The 18,130-nt window shown below is 59.1% G+C and carries 14 protein-coding genes; 10 read left to right on the top strand and 4 right to left on the bottom strand.

What is annotated here, in order from left to right:
- Positions 1–100 precede the first annotated feature (100 nt).
- A complete protein-coding gene (gene glgB / locus CAURIC_RS06935) occupies positions 101–2,305 on the bottom strand; it encodes a 1,4-alpha-glucan branching protein GlgB (RefSeq protein WP_070433843.1) in 2,205 nt (734 codons plus the stop codon).
- A gap of 11 nt (positions 2,306–2,316) precedes the next feature.
- Positions 2,317–4,341: an alpha-1,4-glucan--maltose-1-phosphate maltosyltransferase gene (locus CAURIC_RS06930; RefSeq protein WP_070433842.1), complete on the bottom strand. Its 2,025-nt coding sequence runs from the start codon at positions 4,339–4,341 to the stop codon at positions 2,317–2,319.
- A gap of 152 nt (positions 4,342–4,493) precedes the next feature.
- Here CAURIC_RS06930 and CAURIC_RS06925 point away from each other — a divergent pair, with 152 nt between their 5' ends.
- The 5 genes from CAURIC_RS06925 (at position 4,494) to CAURIC_RS06905 (ending at position 9,734) form a co-directional block, all read left to right on the top strand.
- Positions 4,494–5,387, top strand: a complete 894-nt coding sequence (locus tag CAURIC_RS06925) for an ABC transporter ATP-binding protein (protein ID WP_035115337.1) — start codon at positions 4,494–4,496, stop codon at positions 5,385–5,387.
- A 168-nt stretch (positions 5,388–5,555) separates the two neighbouring features.
- The gene (locus CAURIC_RS06920) at positions 5,556–6,467 is read left to right on the top strand and encodes an NUDIX hydrolase (protein ID WP_035115260.1); all 912 of its coding nucleotides are present in this window, start codon (positions 5,556–5,558) and stop codon (positions 6,465–6,467) included.
- Positions 6,468–6,558: 91 nt separating this feature from the next.
- The gene (locus tag CAURIC_RS06915; protein WP_035115262.1) at positions 6,559–7,824 is read left to right on the top strand and encodes a THUMP-like domain-containing protein; all 1,266 of its coding nucleotides are present in this window, start codon (positions 6,559–6,561) and stop codon (positions 7,822–7,824) included.
- Between the two features lie 101 nt (positions 7,825–7,925).
- Positions 7,926–8,714: an electron transfer flavoprotein subunit beta/FixA family protein gene (locus CAURIC_RS06910; RefSeq protein ID WP_035115265.1), complete on the top strand. Its 789-nt coding sequence runs from the start codon at positions 7,926–7,928 to the stop codon at positions 8,712–8,714.
- A gap of 69 nt (positions 8,715–8,783) precedes the next feature.
- Positions 8,784–9,734, top strand: coding sequence for an electron transfer flavoprotein subunit alpha/FixB family protein (locus CAURIC_RS06905; protein ID WP_282939777.1), 951 nt, complete (start codon positions 8,784–8,786; stop codon positions 9,732–9,734).
- A 191-nt stretch (positions 9,735–9,925) separates the two neighbouring features.
- On the opposite strand, the gene CAURIC_RS06900 is transcribed toward CAURIC_RS06905, so the two are convergent.
- Positions 9,926–11,083: an ATP-binding protein gene (locus CAURIC_RS06900; protein ID WP_290182235.1), complete on the bottom strand. Its 1,158-nt coding sequence runs from the start codon at positions 11,081–11,083 to the stop codon at positions 9,926–9,928.
- A gap of 302 nt (positions 11,084–11,385) precedes the next feature.
- On the opposite strand from CAURIC_RS06900, the gene CAURIC_RS06895 reads away from it, so the two are divergent.
- From CAURIC_RS06895 to CAURIC_RS06875, 5 genes are all read left to right on the top strand, one after another.
- Positions 11,386–12,564 (top strand): cysteine desulfurase family protein, encoded by a 1,179-nt coding sequence (locus tag CAURIC_RS06895; protein ID WP_035115269.1) that lies wholly within the window; start codon positions 11,386–11,388, stop codon positions 12,562–12,564.
- 10 nt (positions 12,565–12,574) lie between these two features.
- Positions 12,575–12,997: a DCC1-like thiol-disulfide oxidoreductase family protein gene (locus CAURIC_RS06890; protein WP_052095115.1), complete on the top strand. Its 423-nt coding sequence runs from the start codon at positions 12,575–12,577 to the stop codon at positions 12,995–12,997.
- 18 nt (positions 12,998–13,015) lie between these two features.
- A complete protein-coding gene (mnmA, locus tag CAURIC_RS06885) occupies positions 13,016–14,158 on the top strand; it encodes a tRNA 2-thiouridine(34) synthase MnmA (RefSeq protein ID WP_035115271.1) in 1,143 nt (380 codons plus the stop codon).
- Between the two features lie 70 nt (positions 14,159–14,228).
- The gene (locus CAURIC_RS06880; RefSeq protein ID WP_035115273.1) at positions 14,229–15,224 is read left to right on the top strand and encodes a uroporphyrinogen decarboxylase/cobalamine-independent methonine synthase family protein; all 996 of its coding nucleotides are present in this window, start codon (positions 14,229–14,231) and stop codon (positions 15,222–15,224) included.
- A gap of 179 nt (positions 15,225–15,403) precedes the next feature.
- Entirely contained in the window at positions 15,404–15,622 is a 219-nt protein-coding gene (locus tag CAURIC_RS06875) for a hypothetical protein (protein WP_035115275.1), read from the top strand.
- Between the two features lie 225 nt (positions 15,623–15,847).
- Here CAURIC_RS06875 and ligA read toward each other — a convergent pair whose 3' ends face one another.
- Complete coding sequence (ligA, locus tag CAURIC_RS06870) at positions 15,848–17,893, bottom strand: NAD-dependent DNA ligase LigA (RefSeq protein ID WP_290182229.1); 2,046 nt, start codon at positions 17,891–17,893, stop codon at positions 15,848–15,850.
- Positions 17,894–18,130 lie beyond the last annotated feature (237 nt).

The raw sequence follows: 18,130 nt of genomic DNA, 5'->3' as shown, positions 1-18,130 counted from the left end.
TCAGACTATGTGGTGGAACCCCCCACACAAACCATCTGACACCCTCCTGGCGGGTGCGCGTGAGCCCAGCTAAAACCGATTTAACCCAGCAAGTACGACCCTAACTCAGCAAGAACACTCGCGCGCTGTGCGCCGGCACATCCAAGTGCGCGCTGAATGACAAGCCGTGGGACCCAGGGGTTTGGGCGTCCAAATCCAGACCGACCGCGCGGCCCGCGCCCTCGAACTCAGTGGCGTCCGTATTCAGTACCTCGCGCCACGTCCCCGCCACCGGCAATCCAATCCGGTAGTTGGAATACGAAGAACCCGAAAAGTTGACCACACAGGCTACCCATTGGTCGCTTCCGTCGGGCAGCTTGTGGCGTCGAAGGTAAGAAAGCACGTTGTTTGCCGCATCATCGGCGGCAATCCAACGGAAACCGCGCGGATCGTGATCGCTGCTGCTCAAAGCAGGCAGGGAAGTGTACAGCTGGTTGAGTTGGCTTACCAATCCCGAGATTCCACGGTGGAATTCGCCCTCCCAGCCTTCCAAATCGGCCCAGTCCAAGCCTTTTGCTTCGTTCCATTCGGCAGGCTGACCCCATTCCTGGCCTTGGAACAGCAGTTTCTTGCCCGGGTGAGTCCACATGTATGCAAGCAACGCGCGGACCATCGCTGCGCGATCCCAACTGTGGCCCGCAGGCATACGCGACCACAGCGTGCCCTTGCCGTGGACGACCTCGTCGTGGCTGATAGGTAGCACGTACTTCTCGGAGTAGGCATACACCATGGAAAACGTGATTTCTCCGTGGTGGTGGCTGCGGTGGATGGGATCTCGTTGAACATACTCCAGCGTGTCGTGCATCCAGCCCATGTTCCACTTCAAGCTGAAACCCAAACCATTGTCGCTGGTGGGGGCGGTTACACCGGGCCAGGAGGTCGACTCTTCTGCGATGGTCAGCACACCGGGGCTGTCGCGGTGCACGGTCGCATTCATTTCTTGCAGGAAGCTCACGGCATCGAGGTTTTCCCGGCCACCATAGATGTTCGGTAGCCACTCGCCCTCTTCGCGGGAGTAATCCAAATACAGAATCGACGCCACGGCATCCACGCGCAGGCCATCGATGTGGAACTCACGGCACCAGTACAAGGCGTTGGCAACGAGGAAGTTCTTTACTTCCGCCCGGCCGAAGTCGAAAACATAGGTGCCCCAATCAGGTTGCTCACCGCGGCGCGGATCGGGGTGTTCATAGCAGGCTTGGCCGTCGAACTTGCCCAGAGCCCATTCGTCCTTGGGGAAGTGACCGGGGACCCAGTCCATGATCACGCCAATGCCCGCTTGGTGGAAAGCATCGATCAGCGCACGCAAATCATCCGGTGAACCGAAGCGGTTATTGGGAGCGTAGTAGCTGGTGACCTGATACCCCCATGACGGCTCGAAGGGGTGCTCTGAAATACCCATGAGCTCTACGTGCGTGAAGCCTTTCTCGCGGACGTAGTCAACCAGTTCCGTGGCCATATCTTGGTAGCTCAGACCTTTGCGCCAGCTGCCGAAGTGCACCTCGTAGATGCTCATGGGGTTGAGATCGTGGGCTGCGGTGGCGCGCTTGGCCAGCCATGCGCCATCGTTCCACTCGTAGCGGGATGGCGCTACAACGATGCTGCCAGTGGCAGGGGAGCGTTCGGCTAATCGAGCCATGGGGTCAGCTTTATCCATGTGCACGCCGTCGCCGGTGGTGATGTGGAACTTGTAAACGGATCCAGCGGAGACTCCGGGCAGGCTGATTTCCCAAATCCCCGAGCTGCCCAGCGCTCGCATGGGGTGTTGGCGGGGGTTCCAGCCATTGAAGTCACCGATAATGGATACACCTGCGGCATGAGGTGCCCACACGGCGAAGGAGCACAGCTCGTCATCGAAGAGGTGAGCACCGAGTACTTCCCACAGGCGCTCGTGGCGTCCCTCGCCGATAAGGTGCTGATCAACGTCGCCCACTGTGGGGGGCTGCCGGTAGGGATCTTGGCTGATGGTGCTGGAGGAGCCATCGGCCCACGTGATATCGAGCTCGTAGGTAGCAACCTCACTGGCGGGGACCGTGAGGGCGGCAGCGAAGATGTCGTCACCAATGTGCTCGAGTTGAATCTCATCGCCTGAAGGGGCCAAGCGGGCCGTGACGGCACTGGCCCCGCATTGCACGGTACGGAGAACGCCACGGCCGTCGTGCAAGCTATGAACCCCCAGCACATCATGCGGTGCGTGGTGCCGACGTTGAACCAAACGCGTCCGGTCGTCGTCGTCGATGAGCTGTACGGGGGTTTGACTTGTCATAACGACCAAGTTTACCTGCGAGGGTCCCATTCGTCTTGGCGGAATGTGGTGGCCATGCGCAGGTGCTCCGGAATCTGCGGTAACTGTACGATGTGAGCGACCTCGAAGTCTGGGTCCAGGCGCACGTAGTTTTCTCTCGACCAATCCCACGTTTGCTGGGTTACCAGATCCGTCACTTCGAAAGATTCTTGGTCAGCAAGTCCCAAGGCCTCTAGGTCCAGGGTTACAGTGCCTTCTTGGATCTGGTGGGAATCTAGCGTCACTACCACCAACACGGCATTGCCGGTGATTGCGTCCACACGCGAATAGGCCAACAAGTGGTCGCTCGATGTCTCGTGAATGTGCAGATTTCGTTGCTGCAGAAGGGCTGGGTTAGCGCGGCGGATCTCGTTCAAACGGGTGAGCCACGGCGCTAGGGAATCTTCCACGTCGAAGTCACGTGGGCGTAGTTCGTACTTCTCGCTGTTGAGATACTCCTCGCTACCTTCATGAACAGGTGTGGATTCGTACAGTTCATAACCGGAATACACACCCCACAGCGGGCTCATGGTTGCCGCCAGTGCAGCGCGGATAGCGAACATCGCTCGGCCACCGGTTTGCAGCGATTCGTGGAGAATGTCCGGGGTATTGACGAACAAGTTGGGGCGGAATACATCCGCGCCTTCGGCCACATCGGTCGCGAACTCAGTGAGCTCCTCCTTTGTGGTTTTCCACGTGAAGTAGCTGTAGGACTGCGTGAATCCGGCCTTGGCGAGCCCATACAGGCGCGGTGGGCGGGTGAATGCCTCGGCAAGGAACACCACATCAGGGAATTCTGCGTGGATTTGGCCGATCAGCCAGTGCCAGAATGCGGTGGGCTTAGTGTGGGGGTTGTCCACGCGGAATACGCGAACTCCGCGCTCGATCCACAACCGAACAACGTCCAGCACCGCGTGGTAAATGCCCTCTGGGTCGTTATCGAAGTTGAGAGGGTAGATGTCTTGGTACTTCTTCGGTGGGTTTTCGGCATATGCGATGTGCCCATCGGGCAGCACCGTGAACCACTCGGGGTGGGACTTTGCCCAAGGGTGGTCGGGAGCGCACTGCAACGCCAGATCGAGTGCCACCCGCAAACCATTTTCGTGAGCTACGGCTACGAAATGTGTGAAATCTTCGACTGTTCCTAGCTGGGGATGGATTGCTTCATGCCCACCTTCGGCGCTACCGATCGCCCACGGGGAACCCACGTCCTGCGCCGTCGGGGTCAGTGTGTTGTTTTTACCTTTTCGGTTGATCGTACCGATCGGGTGAATGGGGGGCAGGTAGATCGTGTCGAACCCCATTCCTGCGATACGCGGCAAGTCTTTTTCCGCGGTTGCAAAAGTGCCGTGTACTGGTTGGCCCGTTTCATCAACGCCGCCGGTCGAGCGGGGGAAAAACTCATACCAAGCACCGACGCCACTTTCCAGCGGCTCAACCAAAATCTCGAACTCACGGCCCTTCGTGAGCAGGTCACGCACAGGACGCCGATTCAGAGCCCGCTTTACCTCATCGGTGAAGGCTGGCGCGATGCGGTGGTCCAGTGGGAGGTTCGTATCACGTAAAGCCACAACAACTTGTTTGATGGTGCTCACCGCGGATCGGGAGACTTTCCCCTCGGCGCGCTCGAATAACTGGGCCCCAACTTCCAAGTCGTTGGCCAGGGCTTCGGCGTCTTGCCCCGCCGCTACCTTTTTCTGGACCGCGTTATTCCATGTGGCAATTGGATCGGACCACGCGTCGATCCGGAATGTCCACAAACCGGGAACGTCGGGGATGATGACCGCGTGGCGGTGATCCGGGTTATCCGGATCGGGCAACATCGTGACCTTGGTGCGCCCGCCCTCCGCGCCTGCGGGACGGCGCACTACCAAGGTGGCAGAGATCGCATCGTGTCCTTCGCGCCACACGGTTGCCCTAATAGGCATTACTTGACCGACAAGCGCTTTGGCTGGAACGGAACCTTCCATGATGACGGGGTGGATATTGTCCACGCCTAACCGGGGGAATGTGTGCATACCTTTAAAGCCTAATCGGTGGTTGTTGTTTCGGCTGGGTGAGTTTTTGGGGTGTCTATTCGGTGGTTGTTGTTTCGGCTGGGTGAGTTTTTGGGGTGTCTATTCGGTGGTTGTTGTTTCGGTTGGCCGAGGTTTCGGGCACCATTAGAGGCATGACTGTTGAGCGCACTCCATCTACGTCCCCTCTGATTTCCAGCCCGGCGAAGGAAGCCGCTGTGGATGAAGACATCATGATCGACATGCGCGGAGTGTCGGTGGTACGTGAGGGAAATGCGATCCTCTCGCCCCTCAACTGGCAGGTTGAGCTCGATGAACGCTGGATCATCATTGGGCCTAACGGTGCCGGTAAAACCACACTAATGCGAGTAGCTAGTGCGCAAATGTTTCCTAGCACGGGCATTGTTCGACTAGTGGGCGAACAAATGGGCAAGGTGGACTTGCGCGAGATCCGTACTGCTATCGGCATGAGTTCCTCAGCGCTGGCACAACGCATTCCCAATGATGAGCGTGTAGCGGACCTTGTTATTTCGGCTGGCTACGACGTGTTGGGCCGTTGGCGCGAAGACTACGAAGCAATGGATGAGGATCGGGCGGTCGAGATCTTGGAATCCGTCGGGGCCATCCACCTTGCCAACCGAAAGTGGGGAACACTGTCCGAAGGCGAGCGTAAGCGGACCCTCATCGCCCGCGCGCTCATGACCGATCCAGAGCTACTGCTGTTGGATGAACCCGGTGCTGGCCTGGACCTCGGAGGTCGCGAGGACCTCATCCAACTGCTCAGTGAATTGGCCGCAGATCCGGACTCCCCGGCGATCGTCATGATCACCCACCATGTGGAAGAAATACCGCCGGGGTTTACGCATGCGATGCTTTTGGACGAGGGCCAGGTTGTCGCCCAAGGGCTGCTGGAGGATGTCATGACAAGCGAGAACCTCACCCGCGCCTACCACCAGCCGATTGAGGTTCATCACGATCGGGGCCGGTGGTTTGCTCGTCGGGTGCGTCGGGGTGGTAGTCACCGTTCGGGTAGCTCGGGTCGGGGTTAGTGTCGGGGCCGGTGGTGTGCTCGTCGGGTGCGTCGGGGTGGTAGTCACCGTTCGGGTAGCTCGGGTCGGGGTTAGTGTCGGGGCCGGTGGTGTGCTCGTCGGGTGCGTCGGGGTGGCAGCTACCGATCGCGCAACTCGTGTCGCGACTCATGACTAAGATGAACAATTATGAGCCCGCACCGTCTTGGACCCGTTGAGCCCCGACACGCATCCACAGTGATTCTGTTGCGCGACACGTTGTCGGGTCCAGAGGTATATGTCCAGGAGCGCGCGTCCACCATGTCGTTCTGCCCGCAAATGACGGTTTTCCCAGGTGGCGGTGTGGATTCGCGCGATATGCCAGGTGACGTGGATGGCGATGGCCAAGATTCACCAGAAGTGCAGTGGCAGGGCCCCGAAGTTGCGTGGTGGGCAGAGCGTCTCCAGAAATCTCCTGCCATCGCCCGCGCCCTCGTGTGCGCCGCCGTCCGAGAAACTTTCGAAGAGTCGGGAACGCTTCTAGCCGGTCGCCTCGACGGCACCATTGTGGGGGATACCACCCCGTTCCAAGACGAACGGCACCAACTAGAAAACCACCAGCTCAGTTTCACCGACTTCATGCACAACAACACACTGGTGTTACGCAGTGACCTCATCCGACCATGGGCTAACTGGGTTACCCCCAAGGAACAACCCATTCGCTACGACACAGCGTTCTTCGTCGCCGCCCTTCCCGAAGGTCAGCAAACGTGCGGCGATACACGTGAAGCCACTTCCACCGGCTGGTTCCGCCCCTCCACTTTGTTGGACGGCTGGCGCGCTCGCAAAATCGGCCTGATGCCACCTACTTGGGCACAGCTCAAACTGCTGGACACATTCCGTACTGTTCAGGAGATCCTCGATTTCTCGGCCAACATCTCCGTGGACCCAGTGTTGGTGGAGCCGGTGGACGAGCCTTACATGGCGGAGTATTACCTCATGGAAACCCAGATGTACGGCTCTCCGAAGCGCCACTTCGCGCCGGGAATGAAATTTGCAGTGGATCCTGCGGACTTGCCAGAACACCCATTCGAGCACAGTCCCGGTAGCTTCCTGCAGTAGCTTTCGGGACCACGGGTGTGCCGTTCACCTGCTCTGCACTCGACTTTTCCGCTCCGGTAGCTTCCTACAGAAACTCTTTTGAACCGCCACCATGTCGTTTTCCCATTCCGAACTTGATTTCCTCTTTGCGCACCCCGAATTGATCACCAGCGCCGAGCAATTGACGCTAAGTAAAAAGTCCATGCTCGCCGACATAGCAACGCTGCGAAAAACCGCCGGTAATCACGCCCGGGCGCTGGTGGAGATTGTGTTAGCGCGGCGCGCGGCGTCGAAAAAAATGGATCCCGCAGTGGCACACAACTGGTGGGCTGATAGCGACGCGGTACAACAGGCCACCCCCGAAGGCGTAGCTGAGTGGCGGGCAAAGCATCTGGCTTCGCTGGGAGTGGGCTGGGTGCACGACGTGACCTGCAGTGTGGGCACGGAACTGCGCATCCTGCATGCGGAGGGCGTGGACGCGGTGGGTTCTGACGTGGATGTCACTCGTCTGCGGATGGCCAAGCGCAACGTGGCGCCGGTTGGGGTCTTTTGTGCCGACGCCACGCGCCCAGCAACCAGCGCCCCAGTAGTGGTGGCCGATCCTGCGCGTAGGAATTCTTCCGGACGGATTAGCTCGTTGGCGGATGTTGTCCCCTCAGTAGAGGATTTATTGGCGGCGTATCCTGCCCGGACTGAATTCGCGATCAAGTGCGCCCCGGGTATCGACTTCAACGACGTGCGTGAATGGGCCGGCATGGTCGATGTGGTGAGTGTGGATCGACAGGTCAAAGAGGCATGCGTGTACACCCCTGGACTGATGGCAGGGGCAGGAGGCGGTCGGTTTGGTCCGGTAGTTGGGGACCTGTCGGCGACTGCGTGTGCAGCGGTCGGACCAGGGGCTGAAGGCGGAGTATTCCGCGAGGGCAACAAGTTGCTGATGCGTGCCGTTGTACTGCGTGCAGAGGCCGCGCCACAGATCGTGACGTCGACCATGGACGATAACGTTGGGGAGGGGGCACCGGGTAAGTACATCATTGATCCCGATGGAGCCATTGTGCGCGCCGGGTTAGTACGGCATTACGCAGCTCAGCATGGGCTTTGGCAACTCGATCACCGGATCGCCTACTTGACCGGGGATGTGGTTCCCGCGGGTGAACGCGGATTCCGGGTGCTGGAGGAAGTGCCCCCAAAGCAGTTGCGTGGGGCGTTGGCGGCGAGGGGCGTCGGCACATTAGAAATTTTGGTGAGGGGTGTGGACGTGGATCCTGATGTGCTGCGAAAGAAGCTCAAGCTCAAGGGTGCGCAGCAGGCAACGGTGGTACTGACGCGGGTAGGTTCTGCCGCAACTGCGTTTATTTGTGAGGTAGAACGAGGATAGGTGGGGTATAGATAAAAAAATATCTGTAACTTGTGGCGATTGTCACGTTCCTATGGGTAGCATGGTTACGAATCACAAAAATCAATCAGGAAGGCCAACGAATGTCGAACATCGTTGTTCTGGTCAAGCAGGTGCCGGACACCTACTCCGAGCGCAAGCTGAAGGAAGACGACTTCACTTTGGATCGCGATTCTGCGGACAAGGTGCTGGACGAGATTAACGAATTTGCTGTGGAATCCGCTCTTCGTCTGAAGGAAGCGGACGATTCCCTCAACGTCATCGTGCTCTCCGTGGGGCCAGCAAGCTCTACCGAGGCACTGCGCAAGGCTCTATCCTTGGGTTGCGACGAGGCAATTCTGGTCACCGACGATGCCTTGGCTGGCTCTGACACGTTGGGTACCGCATGGGCTTTGACCAATGCGCTTAACCAGATCGAAGATGTCAAGCTGATCGTCACGGGTAACGCATCTACCGATGGTGGATCCGGCTCCATGGCAGGTCTGCTGGCTGAGTACCGCCAGATTCCAGCTTTGACCCACCTGTCTGAGGTTTCCCTCGAGGGCGATACCGTCAAGGGCACCCGCCTGGTTGACGAGGGTCGCTTCGAGCTCGAAGCCCCAGCACCAGCCATTGTTTCCATTATGGAAAAGGCTCCCACCCCACGCTTCGCTGCGTTCAAGGGCATCATGGCCGCAAAGAAGAAGACCATCAAGGAGCTGTCCCTGTCTGACATCGGCGTGGATGCTGCCAACGTTGGTCTGAACAACGCCACCACGTCCGTCGCTGGCGTTACTCCTAAGCCACCAAAGTCTGCCGGTGAGATCATCACCGACGAGGGCGACGGCGGCAAGAAGCTTGTTGAATTCCTGGTCAAGGAAAAGCTCATCTAAGCCATTTGCGCTAACCACTACCAACTGTCAAATATTTGACGAGTATCTCTACGTAAGGATTTTGTCACCATGGCTAATGCACTAGTACTGGTAGAGCACGGTGAAGGTGAGCTGCGTGGCGTAACCACCGAGCTCATCACCGCAGCTCGCGTCTACGGTTCTGTAGGCGCAATCGTCGTCGGCACTCCAGGCACCACCGATAAGCTTCAGGCCGCTCTGGCCGAGGCCGGTGCCGAGGAGATCTACTCCGCTGAGGCTGACTTCGCTGATGACTACATCATCACCCCATCCGTCGATGCCGTTTCCGGCTTGGCAGCTCACCTGCAGGTTCCCGTGTTCGTGGCCGCTTCCGCAGCTGGTATGGAGATCGCAGGTCGCGTGGGCGCCCGCGTTTCCTCCGGTGTGATCTACGATGCGGTTGCCGTTGAGGCCGACGGTAAAGCAACCAAGTCTATCTTCGGTGGCGAATACACCGTCGATACCGCTGCTGCTGGCGCAAGCCCAGTGTTCGCACTGCGCCCAGGCTCCGTTGAGCCACAGCCGCAGGCTGCTGCTGGTAACGTGCAGCAGGTTGAGCTGCCACAGCCAGGTCCAACCGCTGTGAAGATCAACTCCTTCGCTCCAGCTGAGAAGGGCGATCGCCCAGAGCTGACCGAGGCTAAGATCGTCGTTTCCGGTGGTCGCGGTGTCGGCGGTGCTGAAGGCTTCGCTGACGTGGTCGAGCCACTGGCTGACCAACTGGGCGGCGCAGTTGGTGCTTCCCGTGCAGCTGTTGACGCAGACTTCTACCCAGGTAAGTTCCAGGTTGGTCAGACCGGCGTTACCGTGTCTCCAAACCTGTACATCGCCCTCGGTATCTCCGGTGCTATTCAGCACAAGGCTGGTATGCAGACCTCTAAGACCATTGTTGCTGTGAACAAGGACGAAGAGGCTTCCATTTTCGAGATCGCCGACCTCGGTATCGTAGGCGACCTGTTCCAGGTTGCTCCACAGGCCACTGAGGAGCTCAAGAACCGCTAAAGGGGTTCTCATCTCGGCCTTTCGGGATTCCCTTTTCTACCGGCGCTGACCCCATGTTTTGGGGTGGGCGCCGGTTTTGGTTTGTTTGGGGTCGGGGTGCGCACAATGGGCGCCGGCTGGTCGGGGTGCGCACAATTGATTGCCGGCCGATGTGCCAGAATCACACCCTGAATCAAACCTAGTCTTCGTTGCTACCGCTCAGATTCCCGCAGATAGTCCCCCAAATATGGCAGGGTGAACCTCACCGCGCCGAACCCCGCGGGCTCGATCAGGTCCCGGTCGATGAGCCGTTGCCGTCGCGCGGAAATCCCGTTTGGTGGTACTCCAAGTGTCTGAGCAATGGCCGCGGTGGGCACTTTTTCTTCCCTCGACGCCGCCATGGCACGCAGGAATGCTAATTCTCCGGTTGGGACCTTGGTGAGCGCTGGCTTGTGGACTTGGTGCTTCATCCGCCCGATTGCGTCATCGGCAATCTGGGAAACGTGGGCGGGGGAGATCGCGGTGGCGTGGTCTAGGTTTGAGGCAGCCCAACATAGCGAACCGACCACCTGGATGAGGTAGGGATAACCCCGGCAGAGATCGGTCGCGCGCGTGAGGGCTTCAGGACTGATGTGCTTGCCGGCGTCCTCAATCGTGGTTTGGAGGGTTGTAGCTACGTCTTCATCGGAGATGGAGTGCAGGTCCACACGGGTGGCTCGGCGCATGAATGTTGTGCCTTCGTGCTGCAGGAGTTCCTCCACTCCATGCGGGAGCCCGGCGCAGGCGATGGCAATGTCCTTGTCATCGCGAACGAGGTCTTGGACGGCGGTGGCCAGCGTATGCAATTGATTGACGTTGGCGGCTTGTAGTTCATCGAGAGTCAGCAGGATCCCGGAACCTGTGAGGCTGTCCATGAGTTCGTTGAGTCGCGTGATGAGTGTGGGCGAGGACTCTAAGGCGGTGGCTTCAGGGTTGCGGTCGGTGCGAATGCCACCAACACCGGGGATTGAGCCGCCAGAAATTTTGCGCTGGGAGGGCGGGTTGATGGATGTAATGGCGCGGGGAATGGTTGTATTGACCAGCTCGTCGATCATCGATCCGTGCGGATAGCACCGTAGGGTCATCCAACCTTGAGCCTGGGCAGCATCTTCGAGTTCATTAAGTAGGACGGTTTTGCCCACACCGCGGACGCCACTGACAAGTAGTGCACGGTGGGGTGAGCCGGGGCCTTCCATGAGGCTGAGCTGGAATTGCCGCAGCAGGGCTTCCCGACCGGCGAGGTAATAGGGCGACGCGCCGAAGCTGGGCCGGAAAGGATTGCGTGGTGGGTTCGCGGGCTGAGGTGTGAAACTGCGACGTGATGGTGCCATGGATACGAGCATAGCGACGCACGTGGACACTTGATAGATCTCATAGATAAGGATGTCTTGGATAGATTTGATAGATCGTGTAGAGATGTCCGGCTTGGATAGATTTGATAGATCGTGCAGTGGTGACCCGCCTGAATAGATTTGATCGATATAAGGCGCAGCGAGTGGTTTTGCCAGATCTTGCAGGGCTGACGGGCGAGTTAACAAGACCCCGGGGTGTGTGCCTCCGAGGGGATACTTAGCGAACCCGCAGGTCTGCCCGATTTTCAAACCGCCTTGGCGTGCGGACTAGGCTAGCTAGCGTGAATTCCTCTCGACTTTATCTTGATAATGCAGCCACACAGCGGCTTCGCCCCGAAGCTCACGAAGCGATGGTGCAGGCTGCCCGAGAACTCAATCCCGCAGGACAGTACGCTTCTGGCCGTGCGGCCCGCAGTATGGTCGAGGATGCGCGCGAGCAGATTGCGGAGCTTTTAGGGGCGGACTCTGCGGAGGTGATTTTTACCGGTTCGGGGACGGAAGCGGACAATATCGCCATTCAAGGATTGGCGTTTGGATCACTGGCACGCCGAGCGGCTCGGGTTATTGCTAGCGCAGATATTGAACACCCAGCGGTGGCCGAATCCGTGGACTGGCTCACCGCGGGCCCGATTGACTTCGGTTTCGATCGCTTTCGATTGCCCGTCGATCCGAGCGGTCGAGTGGTGGTAGACGTGCCCGAATTAGACCGCCAGCTGGATGAGGCAGGAGACGTGGCCGTGTTGACCTGCATGTGGGCGAACAACGAAACGGGCAATATTCAACCCGTGAAGCAACTTGCAGAGTTCGCGCGCGAACGGAACATCCCATTTCATACCGATGCCGTGCAAGCCGTAGGTCATGTTGAGGTTAACTTCCACGAGCTTGGCGCCACCACCTTGGCGGCCAGCGCGCATAAATTTGGCGGGCCGAAGTCAGTGGGGATTCTGCTGGCCCGTCGCGATGCCGATATCTTGAGCCCCGTACGGGGAGGGGGACAAGAACGGAAATTGCGGTCGGGGACAGTGAACGTGCAAGGTGCGGTCGGGGCGGCTGCGGCGCTGGGGGCGTCGGTAAAAAAGATGGAAGAAGAAAATCGAACGATGGCCACCTACCGCGATCAGCTGCGGGGAGCAGTGGAGGGCATCGACGGGGTACGTGTGTGGACGAATGAGCCTGCACTTGCGGGCCATCTGCACATCAGCGTGCCGGGGGCGGAGGGCGATAGTCTCATTATGTTGCTGGATGCAGCCGGGGTGGATGCCTCAACGGGATCGGCGTGCAGCGCGGGGGTTAATCGAGCGTCGACGGTGCTTACGGCGATGGGGGTGGATGTGGCCATCGCGCGTGGCGCGTTGCGATTGACTATTGGGCCCGATGCTGACGCAGAGGCTATTGGAGATCTCGCACATACGCTGCCACAGATCATTGAGCGAGCCCGAGCTGCCGGAATGGCCTACTAAGGTGATGGGTATGAGCACCTTCTTTTACGACGGCGATTGCGGATTCTGTCAATGGTCGGCCGAGAGGCTGCGTGGGTTGACCAACGGGGAACTGGATGTACGCCCAGCGTGGGTGGGTCGCTCGCAAACACCTGTGCCAACAGCGGTGGAACGAAGGGTGCAGAAGAGAATTGCGACAGAGGCGGTGTACTGGCGGGGTGGCGCTGGGGGAGAGCCCGAGCTGTTCGGAGGCCATCACGCGATCGGTATGGCTCTGGCGGATCACGGGCACACCACGGCGGTTCGACTAACAGGGCGGGCACTGAACGCGCCGGTTATATCGCTTATGGCGGGATTGGTCTACCGAGGGGTATCCCGTTACCGGCACAAGCTGGGGCCCTTGGTGGGTGTGCAGGCCTGCGCGTTGCCGCGAAATGGATTTTCGCCACGGTGAACGAGTAACCTGCCCACTATGCGTGTTGTAGCAGCAATGAGTGGTGGAGTGGATTCGGCGGTCGCGGCCTCCCGCGCGCTGGAGGCGGGGCACGATGTGGTCGGCGTGCACCTTGCCCTATCCCAATCTCCGGAAGCTGTGCGGGCGGGCTCACGTGGTTGTTGCTCCCTCGAGGATTCCGCCGATGCCCGGCGCGTGGCTGACAAGTTGGGCATACCGTTTTACGTGTGGGATTTCTCCGATCGCTTCAAAGCGGATGTGATCGATGATTTCGTGGATTCGTACGCAATTGGTGAAACCCCCAATCCATGTTTGCGCTGCAACGAGAAGATTAAGTTTGAGGCGCTCCTGGACCGTTCCATTGCGCTGGGATTCGATGCCGTGGCGACGGGGCACTATGCACGGTTGCACGACGGTGTTTTACGTCGTGGTATCGATGCCAATAAGGATCAGTCCTACGTGTTGGGCGTGCTGACTGACGAACAGTTGGCGCACTGCATGTTCCCCGTTGGCGATACGATCAAACCCGATATTCGTGAAGAGGCGGCGGGACACGGGTTCGGCGTGGCGTCTAAGCCAGACTCGCACGATATCTGCTTCATCCCCGACGGCCGTACCCAGGCCTTTTTGGGCAACAAGATCGGTCTGCGCCCCGGCATGGTGCAGTCCACGGCCGGGGAAAAACTAGCGGAGCACGAAGGTGTGTACGGTTTCACCGTCGGCCAGCGTAAGGGTTTGGGGTTGCCGCGGGAGGGGCTCGACGGACAACCTCGCTATGTCACTGATATTGACGCCGCCACGGGCACCGTGACTGTGGGGCACCGTAGGGACTTACGTATCGGCGGAATCGTTGCAGATCGGCTGAAGCGATTGAATCCTGAGGTTCATGGACGGGAGTTCGAGTGCGAGGTCCAGGTGCGGGCCCACGGAGGTGTGGTTCCGGCTCTGGCGCGATTGGTTGATGATCCCGATCCGGTCACTCCGGCAGGTCGCGAGAAGCGCGATGATGAAGCCCCCTGGCGCTTGGAATTGGAACTGCGTGAACCCTTGGAGGGAGTGGCGAGGGGCCAGGCAGCGGTTGTTTACAAACCCGAGGATGACGGGGATATTCTACTGGGGTCGGGCACGATTCGTGCGACGAGCCCGTGGGATGGCGTATAGGCCCGCGCTAGATTCAGGGAGTACTCAGCGGGGAACGCCGAAAACAGCCATCTACGTGCGAAGGACAGATATGCGGTTCGGTTGGTGGGAAAACACTGTGGTCCGGAATCTCGACTACCGAGAGGCATGGGCGGCTGCCATGCGCAGGACGGTGGATGTGGAGGAGGACATCGGCTGTGAACCTGCTTTGAGTGTGGTGCGCATGGGTGATACCACCGCCGCTACTGCGTCGATAGCGCAGATCCCCGTGCGCAGTAATGCCAGGGGCTGGGAGCTCACGGCACATCCCAGCTTGGAATCTCGCCGTGTTGACGGTGCGTGGCGCGAAATCCGTGACCTCGCAGAAGAGCTGGTGATTGGGCGTACTCAGCGGTTGATGGTGCACGTGGAAGGCCCGTGGAGTTTCGGGGCGAACGTGGAATACCGTGGGCACGCCCTGCTGCGCGATCGCCCGGCTTTCCGAGATTGCGCTGTCACGCTGGGAGAGGCAGTGGCGGAGGCAGCACAGTGGTGGTCCGAGGCCATGGGCAGTGCAGGTAACCCTGCAGAAGTGATTATTGCCGTTCATGAACCCCGGGTTGCAGAAGTCGCCAGTGGCCTGAGCGGATCCACCGATTTTGACACCTTCGACCCCGTTGATCGCCAGATCCTCGCGGGCGTGTGGGAGCGGTTCGCCTCCCAGGTGCAACGCCCGATGGTGTTGAACACACATGGCCCCTTGGATGACGGGGTGGTGGATGCCGTGGGGGCGTCGGAATGGGAAGCAGTGGTAGTGGCACCGGAGCAACTGCAGTCGTCTGCGGCGAAGGACCGGATTGGCCAGTTAATCGGGACGGGGCAGCGCATTGGATGGGCGTTGAGCTCTGCGGAGGTCACGGCGGGAATCGAGGGTGGCGAATCGGCCGCTGTCAATATGTTGAACCAATGGAGACAATGGTCGTTTGAGGAGGCGATGTTGCCACGTATGGTTGATGTGGTGGTTCCGGAAGGGGTGCGAACCAAGGGGGAGGCTTCAGAAGCGGCTGCGGCGGCGAGAATTGCAGTATCTTCGCTGGTGAAAGGCTAATATTAGCCAATTGTGCTTACGTGGCCTTAATGAAATCTTTACCCCCTTACCTGGGGGTGAATTTGTTTAAACCCATTGCGGAGGGTGGGTGTGGCCCATAGTGTCGTCGGTGAACAACAACGATATTGTTCAACAAAGCAAGGGCTTCAAGCCACCTCCACTTCGAAAGGTGAAACACAATGGGTTCCGTAGAGCAGATTTTCGACAACTTCGACCTCATCAAGTTCGTTAAGGACTTCTTCGGCCAGCTGTTCGAGGGCAACGACTTCGGCGCTGCACTGTCCGACGCAGGTTCTTCTCAGCTGTCCGGCGGCACCGATTCCGCTGAGACCGCAGGTTCCGCTTCCGAGGCTCTGGGTTCCCTGAGCGACTCCGCAGCTACCGAGGCTGCAGAGTAAATCGTTAGCGCGACTGCATCGCAGTTCCCGCTGCGAGAATTCGCACTGGTGTGAATCGTTTGAAAGCCCAGCTCCACATGTGATGTGGATGCTGGGCTTTATTATTTTCTGGGGGGCACTGCGGTAGCCTCAATGTGTTGCTGCTATTCCCTGCGGCCCGAGCGAGCACTAGCGGGAGCAATGATCGGGGCACTACCTAGAAACCGCCCCACAACTGAGCTCGTTCTACACCGAACCGTCATCCAACAGCTTCATAAACTGTGCCTCGTTCAGGATGGGCACACCCAGATCCTCGGCCTTGGTGAGCTTGGACCCGGCCTTTTCACCCGCGACCAGGTAGCTGGTCTTCTTCGATACGCTGCCTGCCGCCTTGGCGCCACGGGATTCAATAGCTTGTTTTGCGCTATCGCGATCGAAGTTTTCCAACGTGCCCGTCACCACAATGGTCAGGCCTTCCAGAAGGGACGATTGGGCCAGATCCTCCTCGGTTTGTTCAGGGGCTTGTTCTTCCATCGTCACACCCGCTGCCGCCCACTTGTCGACAATATTGCGGTGCCATGCAACGGTGAACCAATCAGCGACGGATTTGGCGATGATTTCCCCAACCCCATCGATGGTGGACATCTCTGCCACGCTCGCCCCGCTGATTGCGGGGATGCTGTGGTAGTGCGCAGCTAAAGCTTTTGCGGCAGTTGGGCCAGCATGGCGTATAGACAAAGCAACGATCACGCGCCATAGTTCTACCTGCTTGGCGCCTTCTAGCTTCTCCAGCAGTGTTTCACCGGCCTTGTTGAGCACCCCCGCCTTGGTGGAATAGGCAGTGGTCTTCTTCAGATCCTCCTCACCAAGGTCGAACAACTCTGATTCATCTGGCAGCACGCCCGAGTTAATGAGGTCATAGGCGGCGCGCTCGCCTAACGCATCAATATCGAATGCCCCGCGCCCCGCCAAGTACGTGAGGCGCGTGTGTAGTTGGCCGGGGCAGCTGCGGGTATTGGGGCAGCGCCAATCGGCGTCGCCCTCCTTAGATGGAGCCAGGGGGGTGCCACATTCTGGGCACACGCTTGAGAAGAGGTATTCCCGCTGTGTTCCATCGCGTAGATCCTCGACCGGTCCCAAAACCTCTGGGATGACCTCACCGGCTTTGCGGATCATGATGGTATCTCCCAGTAGCACACCTTTGCGGTGAGCTTCCGTGGGATTGTGCAACGTGGCCATGGTGACGGTGGACCCTGCCACATACTTCGGCTCCATCACGGCATACGGAGTGGCGCGGCCCGTGCGACCGATGCCGATGCGGATGTTGCGCAGGCGCGTCATGGCTTCTTCGGGCGGATACTTATATGCGATGGCCCAGCGCGGGGCGCGGCTGGTGGTACCTAAGCTGAGTTGTTCATCGAGGGAATCGACTTTAACTACAAGGCCGTCCATCTCGTGTGCTGCATCGTGGCGATGATCCCCCCAATACGCAACTTCCTTGAGGACTTGCTTGGGGGAGTGCAACTGCTTAGTGTACGGGCTGACGGGCAGGCCCCACGCCTCGATCGCACGGTAGGCCTCGTGTTGGCTGGAGACATTAAAGCCCTCCCGAGCCCCGATGCCGTGGCAGATCAGGCGAAGTGGGCGCTTTGCTGTGTCTGCTGCGTTTTTCTGACGCATCGCACCAGCAGCAGCGTTACGAGGATTAGCGAACAGCTTCAGCCCTTCCGCCTGCCGTTGGGCGTTCATTGTTGCGAAGTCCTCAACTTGGATGAACACCTCACCGCGGATCTCTACGAGCTCCGGAACGGGAAACTCCTCGGTGCCCGTGAGGGTATCCGGGATGTCATCGAGGGTGCGTGCATTGTGAGTAATGTCCTCACCGGTGGTGCCATCGCCACGTGTAAGGGCCAGTTCCAGCTTCCCGTCGATATACAGCAGGTTGATCGATGCGCCATCAATCTTCAGTTCCGTGAGGTAAGTCTCCGCCGGGGTGCGCGTCAGCCACGCCTCTAAGTCGCCAGCATTGAAGACATTGTCCAAGGACAGCATCCTCTCGCGGTGGTCCACGTTGTTGAATGCACTCGGCGGGGCTGGGGCGACTTCCTGGGTGGGGCTGGTCCCGGTGACAGCTTCAGGGTGCGCCCTTTCGAGCTCCTTGAGCTGTGCGAGGAGCGTGTCGAACTCCTCATCGCTGATCGTAGGATCGCCGTAGTAATAGCGTTCGCGGTGCGTACGCACCTGCTCTGCCAACTGGCGCCACTGCTCCGTTAGTTCTGGCTGTGTGGTCACAGGTTCCAAGCTTAGTCACGGGGCAAAGTGTGAAGGCGGTGTGGTGGTTGCACTTTGTCTTATCTCGCTTCTTTTTACCGACGCCGCTTGGTGCTGCCATTGCTGATGGTTGCGGGCGGTGTGGTGGTTGCACTTTGTCTTATCTCGCTTCTTTTTACCGACGCCGCTTGGTGCTGCCATTGCTGATGGTTGCGGGCGGGGTGGCGGTTGCTGCGCCTGTATAGAATTACACGTTTT

Origin of the sequence: Corynebacterium auriscanis (genome assembly GCF_030408435.1) — a bacterium.
GTDB lineage: Bacteria > Actinomycetota > Actinomycetes > Mycobacteriales > Mycobacteriaceae > Corynebacterium > Corynebacterium auriscanis.
This window is presented reverse-complemented; position numbering and strand designations above follow the sequence as displayed.